This is a genomic window from Clostridium tagluense (assembly GCF_003865095.1).
GTDB lineage: Bacteria > Bacillota > Clostridia > Clostridiales > Clostridiaceae > Clostridium_AD > Clostridium_AD tagluense.
This window is the reverse complement of the sequence record NZ_BHYK01000002.1, coordinates 1-18,762: the sequence shown is the minus strand read 5'-3', so window position 1 is coordinate 18,762 and position 18,762 is coordinate 1. Positions and strand designations below refer to the sequence as shown.

General features: G+C 30.2%; 16 protein-coding genes. 3 read left to right on the top strand and 13 right to left on the bottom strand.

Annotated features, from left to right (window positions below; all coding sequences use genetic code 11):
* Positions 1-27: 27 nt before the first annotated feature.
* The 3 genes from Ctaglu_RS01625 to Ctaglu_RS01615 form a co-directional block, all read right to left on the bottom strand.
* Positions 28-1,236, bottom strand: a complete 1,209-nt coding sequence (locus Ctaglu_RS01625; protein ID WP_124997407.1) for an electron transfer flavoprotein subunit alpha — start codon at positions 1,234-1,236, stop codon at positions 28-30.
* 17 nt (positions 1,237-1,253) lie between these two features.
* Complete coding sequence (locus Ctaglu_RS01620) at positions 1,254-2,042, bottom strand: electron transfer flavoprotein subunit beta/FixA family protein (RefSeq protein ID WP_124997405.1); 789 nt, start codon at positions 2,040-2,042, stop codon at positions 1,254-1,256.
* Between the two features lie 219 nt (positions 2,043-2,261).
* Entirely contained in the window at positions 2,262-2,960 is a 699-nt protein-coding gene (locus tag Ctaglu_RS01615; RefSeq protein WP_124997403.1) for a FadR/GntR family transcriptional regulator, read from the bottom strand.
* Positions 2,961-3,407: 447 nt separating this feature from the next.
* Here Ctaglu_RS01615 and Ctaglu_RS01610 point away from each other — a divergent pair, with 447 nt between their 5' ends.
* On the top strand, positions 3,408-4,346 hold the full coding sequence (locus Ctaglu_RS01610) for a resuscitation-promoting factor (RefSeq protein ID WP_124997401.1): 939 nt from the start codon (positions 3,408-3,410) through the stop codon (positions 4,344-4,346).
* 83 nt (positions 4,347-4,429) lie between these two features.
* Here the strand turns inward: Ctaglu_RS01610 and Ctaglu_RS01605 are convergent, their stop codons facing one another.
* Both Ctaglu_RS01605 and Ctaglu_RS01600 read right to left on the bottom strand, forming a co-directional pair.
* Positions 4,430-5,461 (bottom strand): hypothetical protein, encoded by a 1,032-nt coding sequence (locus Ctaglu_RS01605; RefSeq protein WP_124997399.1) that lies wholly within the window; start codon positions 5,459-5,461, stop codon positions 4,430-4,432.
* 170 nt (positions 5,462-5,631) lie between these two features.
* The gene (locus Ctaglu_RS01600) at positions 5,632-7,119 is read right to left on the bottom strand and encodes an MBOAT family O-acyltransferase (protein ID WP_124997397.1); all 1,488 of its coding nucleotides are present in this window, start codon (positions 7,117-7,119) and stop codon (positions 5,632-5,634) included.
* Between the two features lie 584 nt (positions 7,120-7,703).
* Here Ctaglu_RS01600 and Ctaglu_RS01595 point away from each other — a divergent pair.
* Both Ctaglu_RS01595 and Ctaglu_RS01590 read left to right on the top strand, forming a co-directional pair.
* On the top strand, positions 7,704-8,714 hold the full coding sequence (locus Ctaglu_RS01595; protein ID WP_124997395.1) for a 2-hydroxyacyl-CoA dehydratase family protein: 1,011 nt from the start codon (positions 7,704-7,706) through the stop codon (positions 8,712-8,714).
* Positions 8,702-9,460 (top strand): acyl-CoA dehydratase activase, encoded by a 759-nt coding sequence (locus Ctaglu_RS01590; RefSeq protein ID WP_124997393.1) that lies wholly within the window; start codon positions 8,702-8,704, stop codon positions 9,458-9,460. The genes Ctaglu_RS01595 and Ctaglu_RS01590 overlap by 13 nt, the downstream gene beginning before the upstream one ends.
* A 96-nt stretch (positions 9,461-9,556) precedes the next feature.
* Here Ctaglu_RS01590 and Ctaglu_RS01585 read toward each other — a convergent pair whose 3' ends face one another.
* The 8 genes from Ctaglu_RS01585 to Ctaglu_RS01550 all read right to left on the bottom strand — a co-directional run bounded on the left by Ctaglu_RS01585 (position 9,557) and on the right by Ctaglu_RS01550 (position 18,501).
* Positions 9,557-10,588, bottom strand: coding sequence for a PTS sugar transporter subunit IIC (locus tag Ctaglu_RS01585; RefSeq protein WP_124997391.1), 1,032 nt, complete (start codon positions 10,586-10,588; stop codon positions 9,557-9,559).
* A 132-nt stretch (positions 10,589-10,720) separates the two neighbouring features.
* Positions 10,721-11,437 carry a response regulator gene (locus Ctaglu_RS01580; protein WP_267901249.1) on the bottom strand — a complete coding sequence of 239 codons (717 nt, stop codon included), beginning with the start codon at positions 11,435-11,437 and terminating at the stop codon, positions 10,721-10,723.
* Positions 11,438-11,556: 119 nt separating this feature from the next.
* Positions 11,557-12,846, bottom strand: a complete 1,290-nt coding sequence (locus Ctaglu_RS01575; protein WP_207669434.1) for an ATP-binding protein — start codon at positions 12,844-12,846, stop codon at positions 11,557-11,559.
* Between the two features lie 201 nt (positions 12,847-13,047).
* Positions 13,048-13,830, bottom strand: a complete 783-nt coding sequence (locus Ctaglu_RS01570; protein WP_124997389.1) for a MerR family transcriptional regulator — start codon at positions 13,828-13,830, stop codon at positions 13,048-13,050.
* 165 nt (positions 13,831-13,995) lie between these two features.
* The gene (locus Ctaglu_RS01565) at positions 13,996-15,903 is read right to left on the bottom strand and encodes an FtsX-like permease family protein (RefSeq protein ID WP_124997387.1); all 1,908 of its coding nucleotides are present in this window, start codon (positions 15,901-15,903) and stop codon (positions 13,996-13,998) included.
* On the bottom strand, positions 15,890-16,648 hold the full coding sequence (locus Ctaglu_RS01560; protein ID WP_124997385.1) for an ABC transporter ATP-binding protein: 759 nt from the start codon (positions 16,646-16,648) through the stop codon (positions 15,890-15,892). The genes Ctaglu_RS01565 and Ctaglu_RS01560 overlap by 14 nt, the downstream gene beginning before the upstream one ends.
* Positions 16,649-16,838: 190 nt before the next feature.
* Positions 16,839-17,813, bottom strand: a complete 975-nt coding sequence (locus Ctaglu_RS01555; protein ID WP_124997383.1) for a sensor histidine kinase — start codon at positions 17,811-17,813, stop codon at positions 16,839-16,841.
* 1 nt (position 17,814) lies between these two features.
* Entirely contained in the window at positions 17,815-18,501 is a 687-nt protein-coding gene (locus Ctaglu_RS01550) for a response regulator transcription factor (RefSeq protein WP_124997381.1), read from the bottom strand.
* Positions 18,502-18,762: the final 261 nt, after the last annotated feature.

Here is an 18,762-nt window from a genome sequence, read left to right as displayed (position 1 = left end):
TAAATTATTACCTATGCAGCCATAATATTAAAGCAAACAATGCTCTACTCCTGAGTTTTTAATATTTTCGATCAATTGAGGAACTATTTCATATATATCTCCCACTATGCCATAATGAGCTACATTGAATATAGAAGCATTTGCGTCCTTATTTACTGCAAATATACGTTCTGAACTATTCATCCCAGCTGTAAACTGAACCGCTCCAGAAATTCCAAGAGCTATTATTAACTTTGGTTTAACTGTTCTACCTGAAAGACCAATTTGCTTTTTAGCATCAATAAAGCCAGCTTCAATTGTAGGTCTTGTCCCAGCTATTTGAGCATGTAGAAGATCTGCCAGTTCCTCAATCATAACCATATCCTTTTCAGACTTTAAAGCTCTACCAACTGCAACAATTACCTCTGCATCTGAAATATTTTCTTCGGCTTCTTTTTTTGTGACTTTTAGCACTTCAATATTAGACGCAAGTTTTGCTTTATCTATTTCACATATTGTAATTTTACCTTTTGCATCACATTGTTTTTTAGGGGCATCCATAACCTTATATCTTACTGTTGACATCTGAGGCCTAGTATTCGGGCATAAAATTTGAGCCATAATATTACCACCAAAAGCAGGTCTTATCTGCACAAGGTCTGTATTTTCTTTCATTTTAAGCATTGTACAGTCAGCTGTGAGTCCTGTTCTAAACCTTGCAGCTACTCTAGGGGCAAGAGATCTACCAATAGTTGTAGCTCCAACTAGCAATGAGGATGGCTTTACCTTATTTACAAAGTCTTCAAAAGCAGCAGTATAAGGTTCTATCCTAAAATCCTTAAGTTCTTCGTAGTCGTATACAAAAACCTCATCAACACCATAATAAAGTAATTCTTTAGCTTTTTCCCTTATATTATGACCAATAAATACACAATATACTGGGAAATTTACAACGCAAGCAAGCTCTCTAGCTTTTCCAATAAGTTCCATTGTTACAGGGTGTATAACGCCTTCTACATGATCCACATATACTCCTATACCCCTCCATAAACTCTTGTCAACTTGAGCGACCTCTGTTTCAATAAATTCCATTACTCCCGTAGGACCTTTTTTAACGCAAACCTTACACATTTTACACCCTGCATTAATTTCAATTTTTCCGTCAACATATTCAATAGCACCAAAAGGGCAAACCTTTATTAATTCTTGAACATTTGATTCATTTAGTTTCTCTCCGTTACAAATTAACTTACTCATGAAAATTCCGCCCTTCTTTATACAAATTTTAACTCTTTAAGTTTTGCAGCTATTTTAAGGCTAAGCTCTTCAGCACTGCCTGTCCATGTTTCTCTATCATTATTTATAGATGGTGGAAATATTTTTTCAACCTGAGTTGGCGAGCCATTAAGTCCATATTTCTTTTCATCTTTATCTTCAAAGTCATTTAGTGTTATCATTTTTATTTCTCTATCTTTTGTAACTATTTTTTTCTTATAAGATGGAAGTCTTGGTTGAAATATATCTTTATCTACAGTTAAAAGGCAAGGATATTGAATTTCAGCTACTTCAATAGTATTTGCCATATCCATTTCTACAACAACTGATTTTTCTTTTAATTCTATTATCTTTAAAACATTTGCAATATGTGGAATACCTAAGTATTCCGCCATTTCTGGCCCTACTTGAGCAGTATCTCCGTCTGTAGTCTGCTTTCCACATAATATAAGATCAAATTTCCCCATTTGTCTTACGCCTTGCGAAATTGTATAAGATGTAGCAAGAACATCTGCTCCTGCAAACTTTCTATCAGATATTAATGCTCCCTCATCTGCGCCCATCATGTATGCCTCTCGAATTACATCCTTTGCTTGTGGTGGTCCCATAGTTATAACTTTAATTATTCCACCCTTTTGTTCCTTAATTTTAAGTGCTGTTTCTAATGCATATAAATCAAAGGGATTCATTTTTGAATCTACCCCATCCCTTTTTAAAACACCTGTAACTGGATCTACTTCAACTTTTGAAGTTCCTGGAACTTGTTTGATACAAACTAAAATTTCCATATATTTTCCTCCAATCATTCTTATAGAAAATTCAAAATCTCATTTTTGGTAGTATGGTCTGACCACCTTTAAATTATAATAACACACTATTTAAAATATTTCTATAATAGTTAAATAGTTAACGGTAAGATTTATTTTATGCAAAAAACATAAAAAAATAAGAGTAACATTTAATATTACTCTCATTTTTGGTTTTGCATAAAACCATATATTTCAAAATTAGTTTTCTTTTTTCATATACTTATTTGCAAAATCTAAATGTTCTCGCATTGCCTTTCGAGCACCTGCTGAACTATGTTTTTCCATAGATAAATATATCTCATTATGTTGATTAAAAAGTATTTCCTTATTCTCCTTATGAGCTAATATTAATTTTCTTGCATCCACAATAAAGTGATCTACAAGGGTTGAAACTGTTTTAAGAATATTAAATATTAAAACATTTCCTGAGCATTCTGAAATCTTATAATGAAATTGTTTGTCAATTTCAGCATTAATATTTTCATCCCCACAATTCATGAATTTTTCAGTAATCTCCTTTAGCTGACTTAGTTGTTCACAGGTTATCCTCTTGGAAGCCAGACCTGCAGCCTCCACCTCCATGATTTTCCTAAGTTCCCAGATTGCTTCTGGATCACTTCCCTCTAACATAAACATAATTGATAGTGGCTCAAATAAATTATCTTGAAAACTTGTTTTTATGTAATTACCTTCTCCTTGTCTACACTCGATAAGTCCAATGACTTCTAATGCTCTAAGCGCCTCCCTAATAGAAGCCCTACTTACCATTAATTGCTGCACTAAATTTCTCTCTGAAGGAAGTTTGTCTCCCTTTTTAAGGATACCTTTATCGATCATATCTTTTATTTGAGCTATTACCTGTTCGTAAACTTTTGTATTCTTTATAGGACTAAACATGTTGTGCCTCCCTTATAATATTCAAAATCCATACATTATATACACTATACCATAATATTTACAGTTTAATAGCTTGTTAAATAAAAGACAAATATTTGGTGCCACCCGTGGCAAATCGCATGTTTAAATAAATAAATAAATTTATATACTGCTTCCTAAATTGTACCATACTTTTTTAGTGCATCATAAAATTTCTACTTAAAATGCCTTAATTACTGAGTTTCTATAAATATATTTAATTTAGCTGAAAAAAAAATAATAATTCCCATGCACTTACAACTGTGCTATACTACTATTACGATAAATAATCATACATATAATGGTATAGACATACATAAATCCCCTATCTCATGCATCTTTTCAGATTACTCTTAAGCATCAAATATAAAAAAAGTTGCACTTTTAGACTTACCACATAGATAATTATACCCAAATTTATAATAGGAGATGATTGTTATAGTTAAATTCATAAAATATAAACGAGGAAATATTGTAATTAATTTTATACTGGTGACAATAATTTCAACCTTAACTATTTTCATGTGCTTCATAAAAGAGGATAGTACGGTAGTTGTAGATGGTAAACAACTTGAACCAGTAACTTACCAAAAAACATTTAGCAGCACTTTAGCTAGCAATGCTATTACGCCTGTAGATCTTAAAGTCTTTGTAGATAATAGGGAGCTTAATATAAAATCTACTGAAAAAAATATTGACCAAATGCTAAAAGCACAAAGGATAGCTTTTGGTGCTACGGATAAGATTTCGCCATCATTAGAAACCCAGATATCAAGCGATATGAAAATTATAATAACAAGGTTTAAAACGGTAACAGAAACCAAAAAAAAGCCTATTGATTTTAAAACAGTTATTAAAGCTGATAATAATACACTAACATCTCAAAGCAAGGTTTCACAAGTAGGAAAACCAGGCGAAAAAAGTGTTACTTCAAATGTAACTTATGAGAACGGGAAAGAAATTGCTAGAGAACTTATTAAAGAAACGGTAATTAAAGCGCCACAGAGTAAAATTATAGTTCAAGGCACTTTAAAAGCCATAACCTTCTCAAGAGGAGGCTCTTCAACCAATGCAGGAAAAATTATTAATGTAAAGGCCACTGCTTATTCTGCAGCTGATGGAATAAACAGCGCTTATACCTCTTCTGGAAAAAAAGCTGTTCGAAATCCAAACGGTTATAGCACCATAGCTGTAGACCCTAGAATCATTCCTATGGGAACAAAGCTATATGTTGAAGGTTACGGCTATGCTGTAGCGGCTGATACAGGTTCTGGTATAAAAGGAAATTTTATAGATGTATTTTTCAATACAAATGCAGAAGTTTCTAATTGGGGTGTTAAATACATAAAAGTACAATTACTAAATTAGTTTATAGAACATAATAAGAACTGCCACAGATAATATCTCTGTGGCAGTTCTTTGCATTTAAACCATAAAAGTTTATCCGTTAACTACTTTGTAATTGGATGATTTTTCAAATACAGTAGATAATCCTCATTCCATTGTTCATAGCTTTTATCATTTCTGTGGTCCGTTAAATCATACTTTGCCTTCAATAATTCACCTAAATAATTTGTAACTTTATTAGATCCCCAAATATTTAAATGACCATTATTAAACATATCAGACTTAAAATCAAATCCAATTTCTTTATACTTATTGTTATAATTAATGAACTCAATATTATTTTCTTTACATATTTGTTCTATTTTATTAAACATTTCCCCTGGATTTTGAGTCCAATTTTTCATACCCGTTGTACTTGTTTCATCGTATGGCATATTAGTAAATATAAGCTTAAATCCCTGCTCTTTAGATAAATTAATCATTTTGTATAAATACTCTTCTGATTTGGGTGGAAGTTGTCCTCCCCCCTTGGTAGAAACATTAGCTTTATTTTCTTTACCATACTTTTCTTCTCCAGCACTAAAGCCTTTTTCATAATAATTATCTAAATTTTTAAATTGAATATCCAATTTAGATACTTCTTTCCATCTGTTGTGATACCTTATAAATGGAATAAAATAATTTGCTCTTTCATCTTTAGGCGTAGTGGCTAAAATTGCTTCAGTTTTGTTTTTAGACAATTTCATGTTATCAAGCACATAACTAATGTACCCTTCTTCTCCATATTCCTCGGTTAAGCCTAAATAATATAAATCTACTACAACAATAGGTTTCTCCTGTTTTTTTAATATTTCTTTTAATAGATAATATGTAACATCAATAGGTTCCCCAGCTGTTGCATAATTAAAACTAGTTACTCCATAATCTTTCCATAATAAATTCGGACTAATAGCTGAGTGCATATGACTAGATCCTAATAATACTACATCATATTTATCCCCTGTATTCGCATATAACCCTTGATACAAATTATTACGATAGCCTGTTTTTAATATGAATACCCAATTTAAACCTAATAAAATAAACATTAATATAATAGTAAAAACACTTATTTTTAAAATTCTTTTTTTACTCACTGGAGCGCCTCCTATAGTTACAACCATAATCCTAAAATGTCATTAAATCATCTCCTGCGGAGCTGCAATTAATGACTTCAGAAGGAAATTTAGATTCCCGCTGAAGTTTTTTTTGTTGTAGTATCTGACCCCCACTCATAGAAATGGGATACCTTCCTTCTGAAATGTCATTAAAATTGAAAATATATAAATTTTTGAACATCAAATGTTGGACCATACATTCCAAATACCAATATTGATGTTATAGTAACTAGATACAAACTCCATTTGAATATTAGATTTTGCTTTGCTAATTCTAATCGCAAGCTTTTACATGACTGAATAGCATTTATAGCTAAAACAATAACTATGCCAATTACTGATATTAAAAAATCTTTTTCATCTAAGCCTAACTTAAATATAGAACCATCAGTAAACACCCAAGGGTTAAAGGTCATCATATTTTTAATTGTTATTTTAGCATAGGTAAATGAGCCTGATCTAAAAAATATCCATGCAAAATCAACAAGTATAAATGTAGTTAAAGCCTGAAAAACCTTATATGCCAAAACATCGGTTTTAATCTTAAATATACTTATTAGTTTTTCTTTTACTGGTTTAAATAAGTCTCCTAATACTTGGTATATTCCATGTAATCCTCCCCAAATAACAAAATTTATTGCTGCGCCATGCCACAATCCACTGGCTATAAATACAACCATGATATTGAAATAATTTCTTAGTTTACTACATCTGTTTCCTCCTAATGGAAAATACAAATAGTCCTTAAACCACCCACTTAAAGTAATATGCCAACGTCTCCAAAACTCTTTTATAGATTTCGAAAAGTAAGGATTTTCAAAATTTTTGGATAGTCTAAAACCCATAACTTCTGCTGAGCCCCTTGCTATATCAGAATAGGATGAAAAATCACAATATATTTGAAAAGCAAAAAAAACAGTAGCAATTATAATTTCAAAACCTTTATAATTCTTTGGATTATCATATACTGTATTAACTAATAGTGCTAACCTATCTGCAATTAAAACTTTTTGAACAAATCCCCACAGCATTAGTAATAAACCATTTTTTACTCTATCATAATCAAAATAATGTTTTTCATTAAATTGATATAATAAATCCTTGGATTTTTCTATAGGTCCCGCTACTAATTGTGGAAAAAAAGATACAAATAAAGCATATTTCCCTAAATTTTTTACTGGTTTAATATCTCCCCTATAAACATCCATAGTATAGCTTAAAGCTTGGAATGTGTAAAAGGAAATACCTGCTGGCAACAAAAAATCAAAGGTTGGTATTGTTAGCAAAATATGAAATTTTAATAGCACAGTATTTAAACTTGAAAGAAAGAAATTTAAATATTTAAATGTGAACAAAATTCCTAAATTACTAGCAAAACTTGCAAAAACAATGATTTTCTTTAGTCTAGTAGCCCTATGTACATTTTTAATTATATTTACTTTTCCTATTAATAATCCACTTATATATGTAATTATAGTTGATATACCAAGTAATATTGCATATTTGGGATTCCAACACATATAGAAATAGTAACTAGTTATTAGTAGCCATACCCATCTAAACTTGTGAGGTATTAAAAAATATAGAATTGTAACTAGTGGAAAAAATATCAAAAACCCAATGGAATTAAATAACAAATTAACACCCCTTTTATACACCTTTATACATTTTGTGCGTTTGCGATTCTACTTTTTTACATATTTTTGAATATTTTTAAACGATTTTAAATATTTAATTAAAAAAATACTATTAATTAATTTATACTATATCACAGGTTAAAGCAACGAAACGTGAAGTTTTTGCAATATTAAATAAAACTTTACATTTTATTAACAAAATTTTAATATTTATAGTATGCAAATTGAAGCTTCTCTATTATATTTAATAATAAATAATATAATTTATCTTATCTTATCATACTTCATTAATGTGGCAACAACATGTCAATTTAAATATCGCAATGTATAAAGCAGACTTGCCACGTGGGTGCCACCTTCTATTTGACATACTGCTCAGCATATAGTAAACTTTATAAGTATAAAACTTAAATAAGACAGTTCTAAACCATCCTGTCTATAAACAAAACTAGGACGTAACTACTGTTTTTAGGTAGTTTTTTGTTTAAGGGCGGTTTACGCCCTTTTTTATTTGCTTAATTTTGCATAGAAAAAATAGATGACACTCGCTGTCCACCATCAATTACCAACTAGGAGGATTTATAATGAAAAAAATAGGCTTAACAACTACCGTACCAGTAGAGGTTCTTATTGCAGCAGGCTATACCCCAGTAGATTTAAATAATGTTTTTATAACCTCTAAGGACTATTTGAAATATATAGATATTGCAGAAAGAGATGGATTTCCTAAAAGCCTCTGCACTTGGACAAAGGGAATTTATGGTGCGTGCCTCGAAAACAACATCACAGAAATAGTTGGAGTTGTGGAGGGTGATTGTTCTAATACAAAAGCTCTTATTGACGTACTTGAGTTAAAAGGAATTAAAGTTTTTCCCTTTTCCTTTCCACATAGTCATAAAACAGAGGATGTAAAACGTGAAATAAATGAATTTATGAGCACCTTTAATGTAACAATTGACGAGGTTGAAGTGGTTAGAAAAAGACTAAATGAAATTAGATGTTTAGCTAAAGAAATTGATGAATTGACCTATATTCATAATAAAGCCACAGGATTTGAAAACCATCTACACCAGGTGTGCACAAGCGATTTTAATGGAGATATAGATGTATTTGAAGCTGACCTTAAAAAAGTTATTTGTGATATGAAAAATAGAAAACAAGTAAATAAAAAACTGCGACTTGGATATATAGGGGTTCCTCCTATGACTGCAGATATATATGAATTTGTAGAGAAGTTTGATGCCAATTTTGTGTACAATGAGGTTCAAAGAGAATTTGCTTTTCCAAGAGCAGATAGTGCATTAGATATATTTCAGCAATATTACGACTACACTTATCCTTATGATACAAACTTTAGGATTAAAGAATTACAAAAGCAAATCCATGAAAGAAAATTAGATGGTATAATTCATTACACTCAAGCCTTTTGCTATAGAGCCGTAGAACATATTGTATTAAAAGAAAAATTGGATATTCCCATATTAAATATCGAAGGTGATAAGTTAAATGTCTTAGATGCAAGAACAAAACTTAGGTTAGAAGCTTTTCTTGATATGCTACTAGATTTAAAGGAGGGTAAAAAATGCGAGTGTTAGGTATAGACCTTGGAAGTCGCGAGGTTAAAATTGTCTTAATGGAAGACAATAAAATAATACAGAAGATGAAAGTAAGTACCATGAACTTTTACAAAAATTACTGCGACTTTGATGGTAAGATTATTGTTAATTTAGAAAAGCTTCATATTGGGCAAATTGATAAGGCGGTGTCTACAGGCTATGGAAAAAACAACACAGATTTATTGCTGTTCACCCCAATAAATGAGCTAAAAGCACATGTATATGGAGGTTTCTATCAAACTGGATTAAAGGATTTTATACTTCTAGATGTAGGTGGCCAAGATGTTAAGGTTGTAAAAGTGGAAAAAGGCCTCATTACAGACCTCGAGCTTAACGAAAAATGTGCTGCATCCTGTGGTAGGTATCTAGAGAATATGGCAAATGTACTTGAAATATCCCTCCAGGACATGAGTGTGCATCATGAAAATCCTGTGGAACTTAATTCAACCTGTGCTGTGTTTTCTGAGTCAGAATTAATTGGAAAAATAGCTGAAGGTGTGAGTATAGAGTGCTTGTGTTCTAGTGTTAATTACTCTCTATACAAAAGGCTTAAACCACTTTTAAGTAAATTTAAAGGTAAAAAATTAATTTTAACTGGCGGTGTTGCTAGTAATTCTGCAATAAAGAGATATTTAAAAGATGATTATGAAGAGATAGTATCTATTGAGGAGCCACAATTTAATGGAGCCATTGGTTGCTGTTATTATGGAAGTAAATTTTTATAGCACTGGCTGCTTGTTTATTATAAAAATCCCACTGTATCCTTTGATATCAGTGGGATTTTATTATTTACTTATTCAACTTGACCTGTAGATTGCATATTATGCTGCAATTGTTTCTTCTTCAACCATTTTATTCCTTTTATTTCTAAGATGAAGAGTTATAGTAGAACCAACAAGTCCACCAATAATTCCACCACATATAGCAAATAATACAGCAAAAATAACTGATTTAGGTTCATTGAAACCAAATGGTGCAAGTAATCCCGGAATAGGTGATGCTGTACCTGGTGCATTATTTATTATTTTAAAATAAGCAGCACTTAACCCAGCGAGTCCTCCACCTATAAAGTTTGAACAATATATAGGAAGTGCGTTTGCAGTTACTATATCAGCTTGCGTTAGTGGTTCAAGCATCACAGCTACTACATTGCTTCTATCACCAAGTTTAAGCCTTTTGAACATTATACCATTTGTAAAAGATCCACCAACACAGGCGATGGATGCTATACCCATTGCAAGACCTTGTAATCCAAGCATTGCTGTTAGTGCCATCGAACTTAAAGGTGATGTACATATCATTTTCATAATTCCGCCTAATAAGAAACCCATTATATAAGGAGATTGCACTGCAGCAACTGCAATCATACCTCCAATACTAAGTAATGTTGAATTTACTATTGGATCTACCCCAAAAGCAATTCCTCTTGCAAGCGGTGCAATCAAAAGAGCACCAACTATTATATCTAATCCTTTTGGAAGTTTTTTCTCTAAAATAGGTCCGATAAATGAAATTATATATCCAGCTACAAATCCTGGCAGAATACCATATCCCAATACCGCAGCACCAGCCGTTACTGCATATACAGGATTTAATCCCATATTTAAACCAACTAGTATTACAGCAGCAACACCGCCCATGTTTCCAGACGCAGCACCCACTTCACCTAAAAATTTAATGTGTAATAAATTTCCGCTTATGTATTTATGTATTGCTTCAACTAAAAATGTTGCTACAGCAGCATTTGCAAGTCCAGACATAGCCTTTTGACCTTTAGGCATTTTTAAACTAAAAAGTGAAAACAGGAATAATGTGAAAAGTAATAATCCAATACCTTTAATTAATATAAACATATCTTCCTCCTTTGTACTTTAAAATAATTACAATGAATTTTCAATATTGCGATTTGTCATACAATTATTATAATTGCAAAGTTTCAAAAAACTTCGCAGGACTTCAAAATGCAATAAAAAAAATTTTAATAATTATTTTTCGCAGTAGGAAATAAGTCCATCAACAAATTTTTTTATGGTTACTTTCCCTCTATCAGAGCTCTTTTTTCTAATATAGTCCATTTCCTTTTTTACTTGTTCAAAATTAAAAAGTCCAGTTGAGTATTCTACAAAAACATCGTTCATATAATCTTCTATTCCTAAACTGGCAATATTGCTCATAGCCGTGGAAATGGTTCTTCTAATCCTTTGCTCCATAGATTTAGGATTATCAGTAAATTTGTTACATAATTCTTTTAATGTATAGTTGTCCATGTATTCATTATTTTTCATTAAAAATACAGTAATATCAATTAAATCTTTACTGCCCACTTCACCTATTATTCCTATTCTAAGCATTATATTTTTTATTGTTTGTATTTCATCTTCTGATCTTAAACAATTACTATCTAGAATGCTAGTATCTTTATTAAAAAGTTTCTGAATCTGATTTAAAGTTCGGTTGGTTTCTAAATTTTCAGATACTTTTTTTATAATAGTTTCAATCTCAATTGCATTTATTGGTTTTTGTATATAAAATTCTATTCCATTTTTATAGGCTTTTTCAATCATATTTTTAGCTGATACCTGAGAAATCATTATAAATTGCATTTCAGGACGCGTAGGTTTTACATTCTTAACTATGGATAATCCATCAACGCCAGGGATGAAAAGATCCACTAAAACTATATCTGGATTCAGACACTGAATCTCCTCTAGGCCTTCTCAACCTTTAAGAGAATATCCTAGAACGGTACCCAAATCTCTATCACATATTATCTTTTCTAAAATCTTAACAATATTAATATCATCTTCGATTATAAATATATTCATTCTGAGTCCTCCAGTTCTGATTTATTAATAGTTATGTAAAAAGTAGTTCCAGAATTTTCTATAGATTTCACTTTAATAGTACCCTTCAAACCCTCTTCAACAATATTTTTAACAATACTTAATCCAAGCCCACGGTTTATTTCACCTGTACTATAATTGATTTTAGTTGAGAATCCTGGTGAGAATATGTACATTAAATCGCATTCTTTTATTCCGGAGCCTGTATCACTTATCACAAAAATAAATTTTTCCTCTATTGACTTTTCTACAAATGAAATACAAACATTATGAGTTGTAGTGCTTAGTGCATCTAGTGAATTCATAATTAAATTTCTAAAAATAGACATAAGATAATAATGTTTAGTTGTATAAAAATTTTTATTTATTTTAAAAACTAAAGCTACATTAAGTTCTCTAAATTTCACTTCATTTTTCATGCTATCTTCTAATATATTAATAATATCCTTAAAATACATACCTTTGTCCTTAGTCTTATCTTCTGTTATTTCTTCAATACCCCTTACAACAAGTCCGTATTCTTTCTTTATTTCGTGAACATCTTTAGCAATATTTAAAGACCGCTTAGCCCATGTGTCTGGCTCTTCTTCTATAGATATTTTTTCAAATAATTCATAAGCGTTACTCATAATTTTTTCTATGCCACTCATGTTTTTTTTCATCCAATACATTTCTGTTTTTAAATCAGAAGTTAATAGTAGAAGTTTTTTATATCTTTTTTCATGTTCCTCTTTTAGAAGAAGTAACTTATAAAACTTTAGACTATTTAAGATTATTAAACTTATAATAGAACGTATAACTGCAACATAAAATAATGTGGTAACTGCATTTAATTTTAGCATAGTAAAGTTCTCAAAGTTTCTTATTATTATTTCTACAAAATTTCCTAGGTAATCACTTAATATCAATGTTATTAATAATCTTTTTAAATCAATTGTGGTTATTGTTTTATTAAAGATTTTAAAAAATATACTATAAAAAGCATAAAAGAATATCTCTGGAAAATAAGCTAATAAAATTTCAATAAAACTCCCATTTTCAATAAAATAAATACCTACTCTTAAAAGATAAACAGAAATAGCACACATAACCCCTGTTTTTATAGTATCTAGTTCATTAAAAAAGTATAGAAATACAGGAAATACTATTATTGCCACTGAAACTCTAAAATCAGATATAAGCAAATTCATATTTATTTGTGAAGTAATTGCAATAATTATAGATATTACAATCATTCTTTTTAATTTGTTATTCTTTATAATCACCATATTTATTTATCCCCGCAACAAAATTTAAAATATAATAATGAAATCCGTTATAGAATTTAAGGATTTGCAGTTTAATAGTACCATTTTAATATAAATGTTACAATTTTATTTGTTATTTTGTTGTGTTTTTGTAGTAATGTAATAATAGAATCTTAAATGGGACAGTTAATAATTTATAAAAATTATTAACTGTCCCTCCTCTTACTTGCCACTTGCAACGTTTGTGGCACCATCACAATAATACTTCATTGCCTCATTTAAGAACTTAGCTAAACCTTCTTTATGCTTATCAATATTAGCTGTAAATCGTTTATCATTAACGTATAAATCTGCAAGGCCTCTAAATATTTCTATAGTACAATTATAGAAACTATTTGTAATTTCCTGTCTTAGCTCAGCTACTGCATTTTGAACTTCTTTGTCCGCTATTCCCTTATGCATATTAGCTACAATTTTACTGTAGATTTTTTCATTTGTTATATTTATTTTATCCCAATCCGCTTTTGTGTATTTCGAGGTTTTTTTAGCGCTTTCCTTGTAGGCCTCAGAGTCACCATATTTTTGCTTTGCCTCCTCTGCGTATTTTTCTTTAGCTACTTCTATCTCAGTCATATCAAAGCCTTCAAACATTTCCTTATTATTCATATCTTTTCCTCCTTCAATGGAATCTATAGTTTTATCTACAGATTTTATTATCTTACTTAGTCTCTTCTTTTTTTCTATCAGTAGTTCTCTGTGAGCTCTTAATGCATGTTTTCTATCAAAGTCTGGATTATCTAAAATTTCTTTTATTTCTTCCAAATTGAAATCCAGTTCTTTAAAAAACAAAACTTGCTGTAACCTTTCAAGGTCAGCATCAGTGTAAAGTCTGTATCCCGCCGCTGTTACAGAATCCGGCTTTAAGATACCAATTTGATCATAATGATGAAGAGTACGTATGCTTACCCCAACCATATCAGCTACTTCTTTTATTTTATAAGGCATAAAATCAACTCCACTATTCTTAATTAGTAATCACCTTCCAAGCTTCTCATGATTTTTTATGATACATGCACTAAAGTGTCAAACTAGAAATGCATTTACTATTATCCTCCTACAAATTTATAATAAACTATAACGCTACGTTAGAGTCAAGATGAATTTTTAATATTAAATAACTTCTTTGAATACAGCTTTTTTATATTTTGAATTCACCATAATATAACCAATACTCTGAATCATTAGAAATGCTGCAGAACACTCCAGTGCAACTGTAAAATATGATTCACCTGAATTGTTACTTGTATATCCTATGCCTATAAAGAGCAATATTAGCGCTACTAAGAATGGAACAAACATCAATATAAAATTCTGTGTGGATATAATCCTCGAAAGCTCTTTTTTTGAAAGGCCAAGCTTTACTATTCCTTTGAACTTAACACATTCTTTTTCAAGTTCTGTAATAAGTCTAAAATAAATCATACTTGAAGCTGCAATAACAAAAATTAGACTTATAGAAAAGCCTACATAAAGCATAAGATTTTTAGAGTTTTTTTCAGTTTCTAAAAGTTCATTGGCACTAAAAAAGCCAAACTTATATTCTTTCTCCATTATTATCTTTGATTGCAATTCCTTTGTAATATTACCTTCTTCTTTCCAGCTATTTGTATTATACCCGTAAATTTTCACAACATTATAAGTTTCTTTTCTATCTAATTCCCTTAATATTTCATCATTAAATATGGTGATTGTGTCAAAAAAGCCTGATGGTGTTATATTTTGTTTACTTATGCCTACTACACTGGGCGTAACCCCTTCTTTTTCTAAACTTCTTTTTATCTGATTGCTTATGTAATTAGGTGGCATAATTTTTGGTGAACCACTCACTATATAAACCTCATTCTTTTTAAGTGAAATTGATTTACCATAAGTACCCTTTAAAGCTAAATTATATTCACTCTCAGACATTATGACATTTCTATTATCTTCACCTTTATACTTTACTTTATATTTATATTCTTCATACCCACTTTTTTTGCTTAAAGCATCCTGAAGCAGTTTTACATGCTCCTTTTCATGATTATTGTTGCTTTGTGATACATAAGTATAGTTAAGTGGAAAATTAGCCTTTGTATTTTTTTCTACATCTATATTTTGAGCATAAAGCATAACAATTGTATAAAATGCTACTGTAAATAAAATTGTAATAAGATACATCATTTTTACATTTTCACGAAGTTTTGATTTAATATCAGCTATTATAATCATATTGGTTCTTCTATGATACATTTTTCTTTTTTTCATACTTCCTATTATTAAAATTGATATTTGTACATATAAAATATATATTGCAACTAGGAGAACTCCAAACATCAACCAAGTACCCATTCCAGTATCCATAAAAGCCTTCAATGCATCAACTTTACTATAAAATAGAAAGATAAAAATACAAGATAAAATTATTAATACTCCAATTATCATAAATAAAAGTGAGAATACCATCTCCTTTTCATCTGTTTTATCTGATTTCAACATTTTTATAACCTTTTCTTTGCCAATAAAAATTGGAGAAATAAGTGATATTATTAAAAATAATATAAAGAACATACCAAAAGTCAAAAGTATGGCTTTAATTGGAACATACATTGCAAAACCTTCAACAACCATTATTTTTTTTGCAAGCATTAAAAAAAGTGGTGAAAACACAAGTCCAAATATAATTGCCGTTATTATTGCTGCAACACCGATGAGCATATTTTCTTTAAATATCATTTTATTAAGTTGCTTCTTGGATGCACCCATTATTGTGAAAAGTCCTAAAGTTTTTTTCCGAGATTTCATAAAAGCTCTTACAGAATAAGAGATAAACATAAATGAAAAAACATATACAAGCGTAGCTCCAGCCGCCATAGCCATGGATAATGCAGAGCCATTTTGGATAATGCTTAAATCAGGATGAAACATTGAAACTGAAAAAGAAAAGAATATAAAAACCGAAAACATACTGCTTAAAAAGTATGCAAAATATGTCCACTTATCCCTTACCACATTATTTAAAGCAAGTTTATTTAAGGTCATTTCTTTCCCCTCCCAAAAAGCTTAGCATATCAATAATTTTTCCATAAAATTCACTTTTATTATGTCCGCAATGAATTTCGTTATATAATTTCCCATCTTTAATAAAAATTACTCTACTACAAAAACTGGCCACATAAGCATCATGGGTAACCATTAAAATTGTGGTATGAAGACTTTTATTTATTGATGCAAAAAGATCCATTACGTCTTTTACAGCTTTTGAATCTAGGTTACCTGTGGGTTCATCTGCAAGAAGTAAAGAAGGTTCATGAATTATTGCTCTAGCAATTGCCACTCTCTGAGCTTGACCACCAGAGATTTCAAAGGTGCGCTTCTTAAGTAGATCTTCAATACTGAGTAGCTCTGTTGCACTTTTCAATCGCTTATTCATAGCTTTTTCTGGAATGCTATCAAGAGTAAGAGGCAAAATTATATTTTCCTCTACAGTCAAGGTGTTTACCAAATTAAAATCTTGGAAAACAAAACCAAGTTCCTGCCTTCTAAATTTCGCAAGCTTATCATTATTTAATTCATGAGGTTCCTTACCATTTACTATAATTTGACCACCAGTAGGGCTGTCAATTGTAGATACACAATTAAGCAAAGTAGTCTTTCCACTACCTGAAGGTCCCATTATAGCAACAAATTCACCCTCTTCCAAGTCAAAACTCACACCATTTAAAGCTGTATAGTTTACTTTGCCACAATATATTTTTTCAAGCTGTTTTACTTCTAATATACTCATAATAAATCCTCCTTAAATTTTTTTAAGTTATTATTTGCTAGTCACTATTAAGCAATATGATATTTTTTTCATATCATGAACAAGCCTTTTGTTCCTCTTATTACATTAATAATACCTCAATGTTCTAATCCCAACAATTTATTAACATCTCACTTTCATTACATTTTTGTAATAAAAAAAGCCCCAAATATCAAGGCTTAAGGTGCATATAAAATGTTGTTTGTTCTCCAGGTTGTGACTCCACATAAATTTTATGTTGCAGCAAATCCATTATTTTTTTTACAATATATAATCCTACTCCAGTTGATTCACCAAAAGTACGACCATTGTCACCAGTAAAAAACAAATCAAAAACTCTGTTAATATCGCTTTTTTTTATACCTACACCTTCATTTCTAATTTTAAGAATAATCATATCATTTTCCATATATGAGCTTATATTAACAATTTTATTTTTTGCACTGTATTTTATAGCATTGTTTACTATTTGATAAATGGCACATTTTATCCACTTTTTATCTGTATTTATAGTTACCTCAGTAGGTATTGATACTTTTGGAAACACAGATTTGATAATAAAAAATTCTTTCAGCTCATTTACTACCTCTAAAACGGTTTGTTTAAGATTTATATTTTCGATTTTCATGTCTTTTGCAAAATCATCCATCCTAATAAAAGTTAGTATTTGTAAGAGATTATAATCAAGTCTTTGAGTTTGCAATATCACCTTTTGAAAATCTGTATTATCCATATTATTCTCAGCAATCAGATTTATAACGGAAATAGGGGTTTTCATCTGGTGTACCCATTGATTTAGCATTATTTTATACTCTTTTTGATCATTTTTCAAACTATTTATTTCACTGTTGAATATTTTCATATATTCCTGCAGATTCTTTGAAAAAGCTTTTTCTAATTCTGAATGAGGATTTTGAGTTAACATATCTTCAATGTGTTTTGGTTTTTCTGAAAGCTTTCTATAAAACTGTTTATTTGAAATATACCTGTATATTAAAAAACAGAAAAGCAAAAATGAGCTTAAGAATATAAAATAACCCATATTTTGCTCAAAACCCTCTAATTCCTTATAAAAAAATACTAACGCTATAAAACTAACCATATAAAGTATTACGAATCCCATAATATCCTTTAAAAATAATTTCATATTATACCTCAATTAGACGATAGCCTAGTCCACGTACTGCTTCAATTTCTACTTTGGCATGGATTTCTTCAAATTTTTTACGAAGTCTAGCAACGTTCACATTTAGTGTATTCTCTTCAACAAAGCTTTCATCATCCCAAAGCTTTGCAAGTAATTTTTCACGACTTAAAACCTTTGGAGAGTTTTCTATCAAAACTGCTGCAAGGGTTCCTTCCTTCTTTGTAAGCATTACTTTTTTATCATCATTCTCAAGAATAAGACTTTCAAAATAGAGTATTAAACTTCCCTTTATCAGTGTTCGTTCTTGTTGCTCTTTTGCATAATCTCCATATACCCTTCGTAAATTTGCATTTATTTTTGCTAGAACAATGTCAAATGAGAATGGCTTTGTAATATAATCATCAGCACCATTTTCCATAGCATATACCTGATCTATATCACCAAGTCTTGCTGAAATAAATATAATTGGGCATTTTGATATTTGTCTTAATTTTCTGCACCAGTAGAATCCATCGTATTTTGGCAAATTAACATCCATTAATACGAGATGAGGATGAAATTTTATAAATTCCTCAGTAACATTATCAAAATCAGTGCATACTAAACATTCAATACCATATTTCTCTATATGATTTGCCAACAATTCAGAAATTGAACTATCATCTTCAATTAATAATACTTTATACATATAATTTATCTCCTTTCAACACAAGTTAATATTAATCATACTATTTTTTTTGCTATTAATCATCTCATTACCAATAATAAGTCTACTCTATCTGTTTTTGGCAAGCTAAAAACCATGCATTGCGGAACTTAATTTTTCCAGCACCCTATTTCCATTATTGGGTATTCATGGTTGAGTGTGTTAAGCGGTAGCTTGGGCCACTAAAAACTAATAAATAGATCGGAAGAGCGTCGTGTAGGGACAGAGTGTAGATCTCGGTGG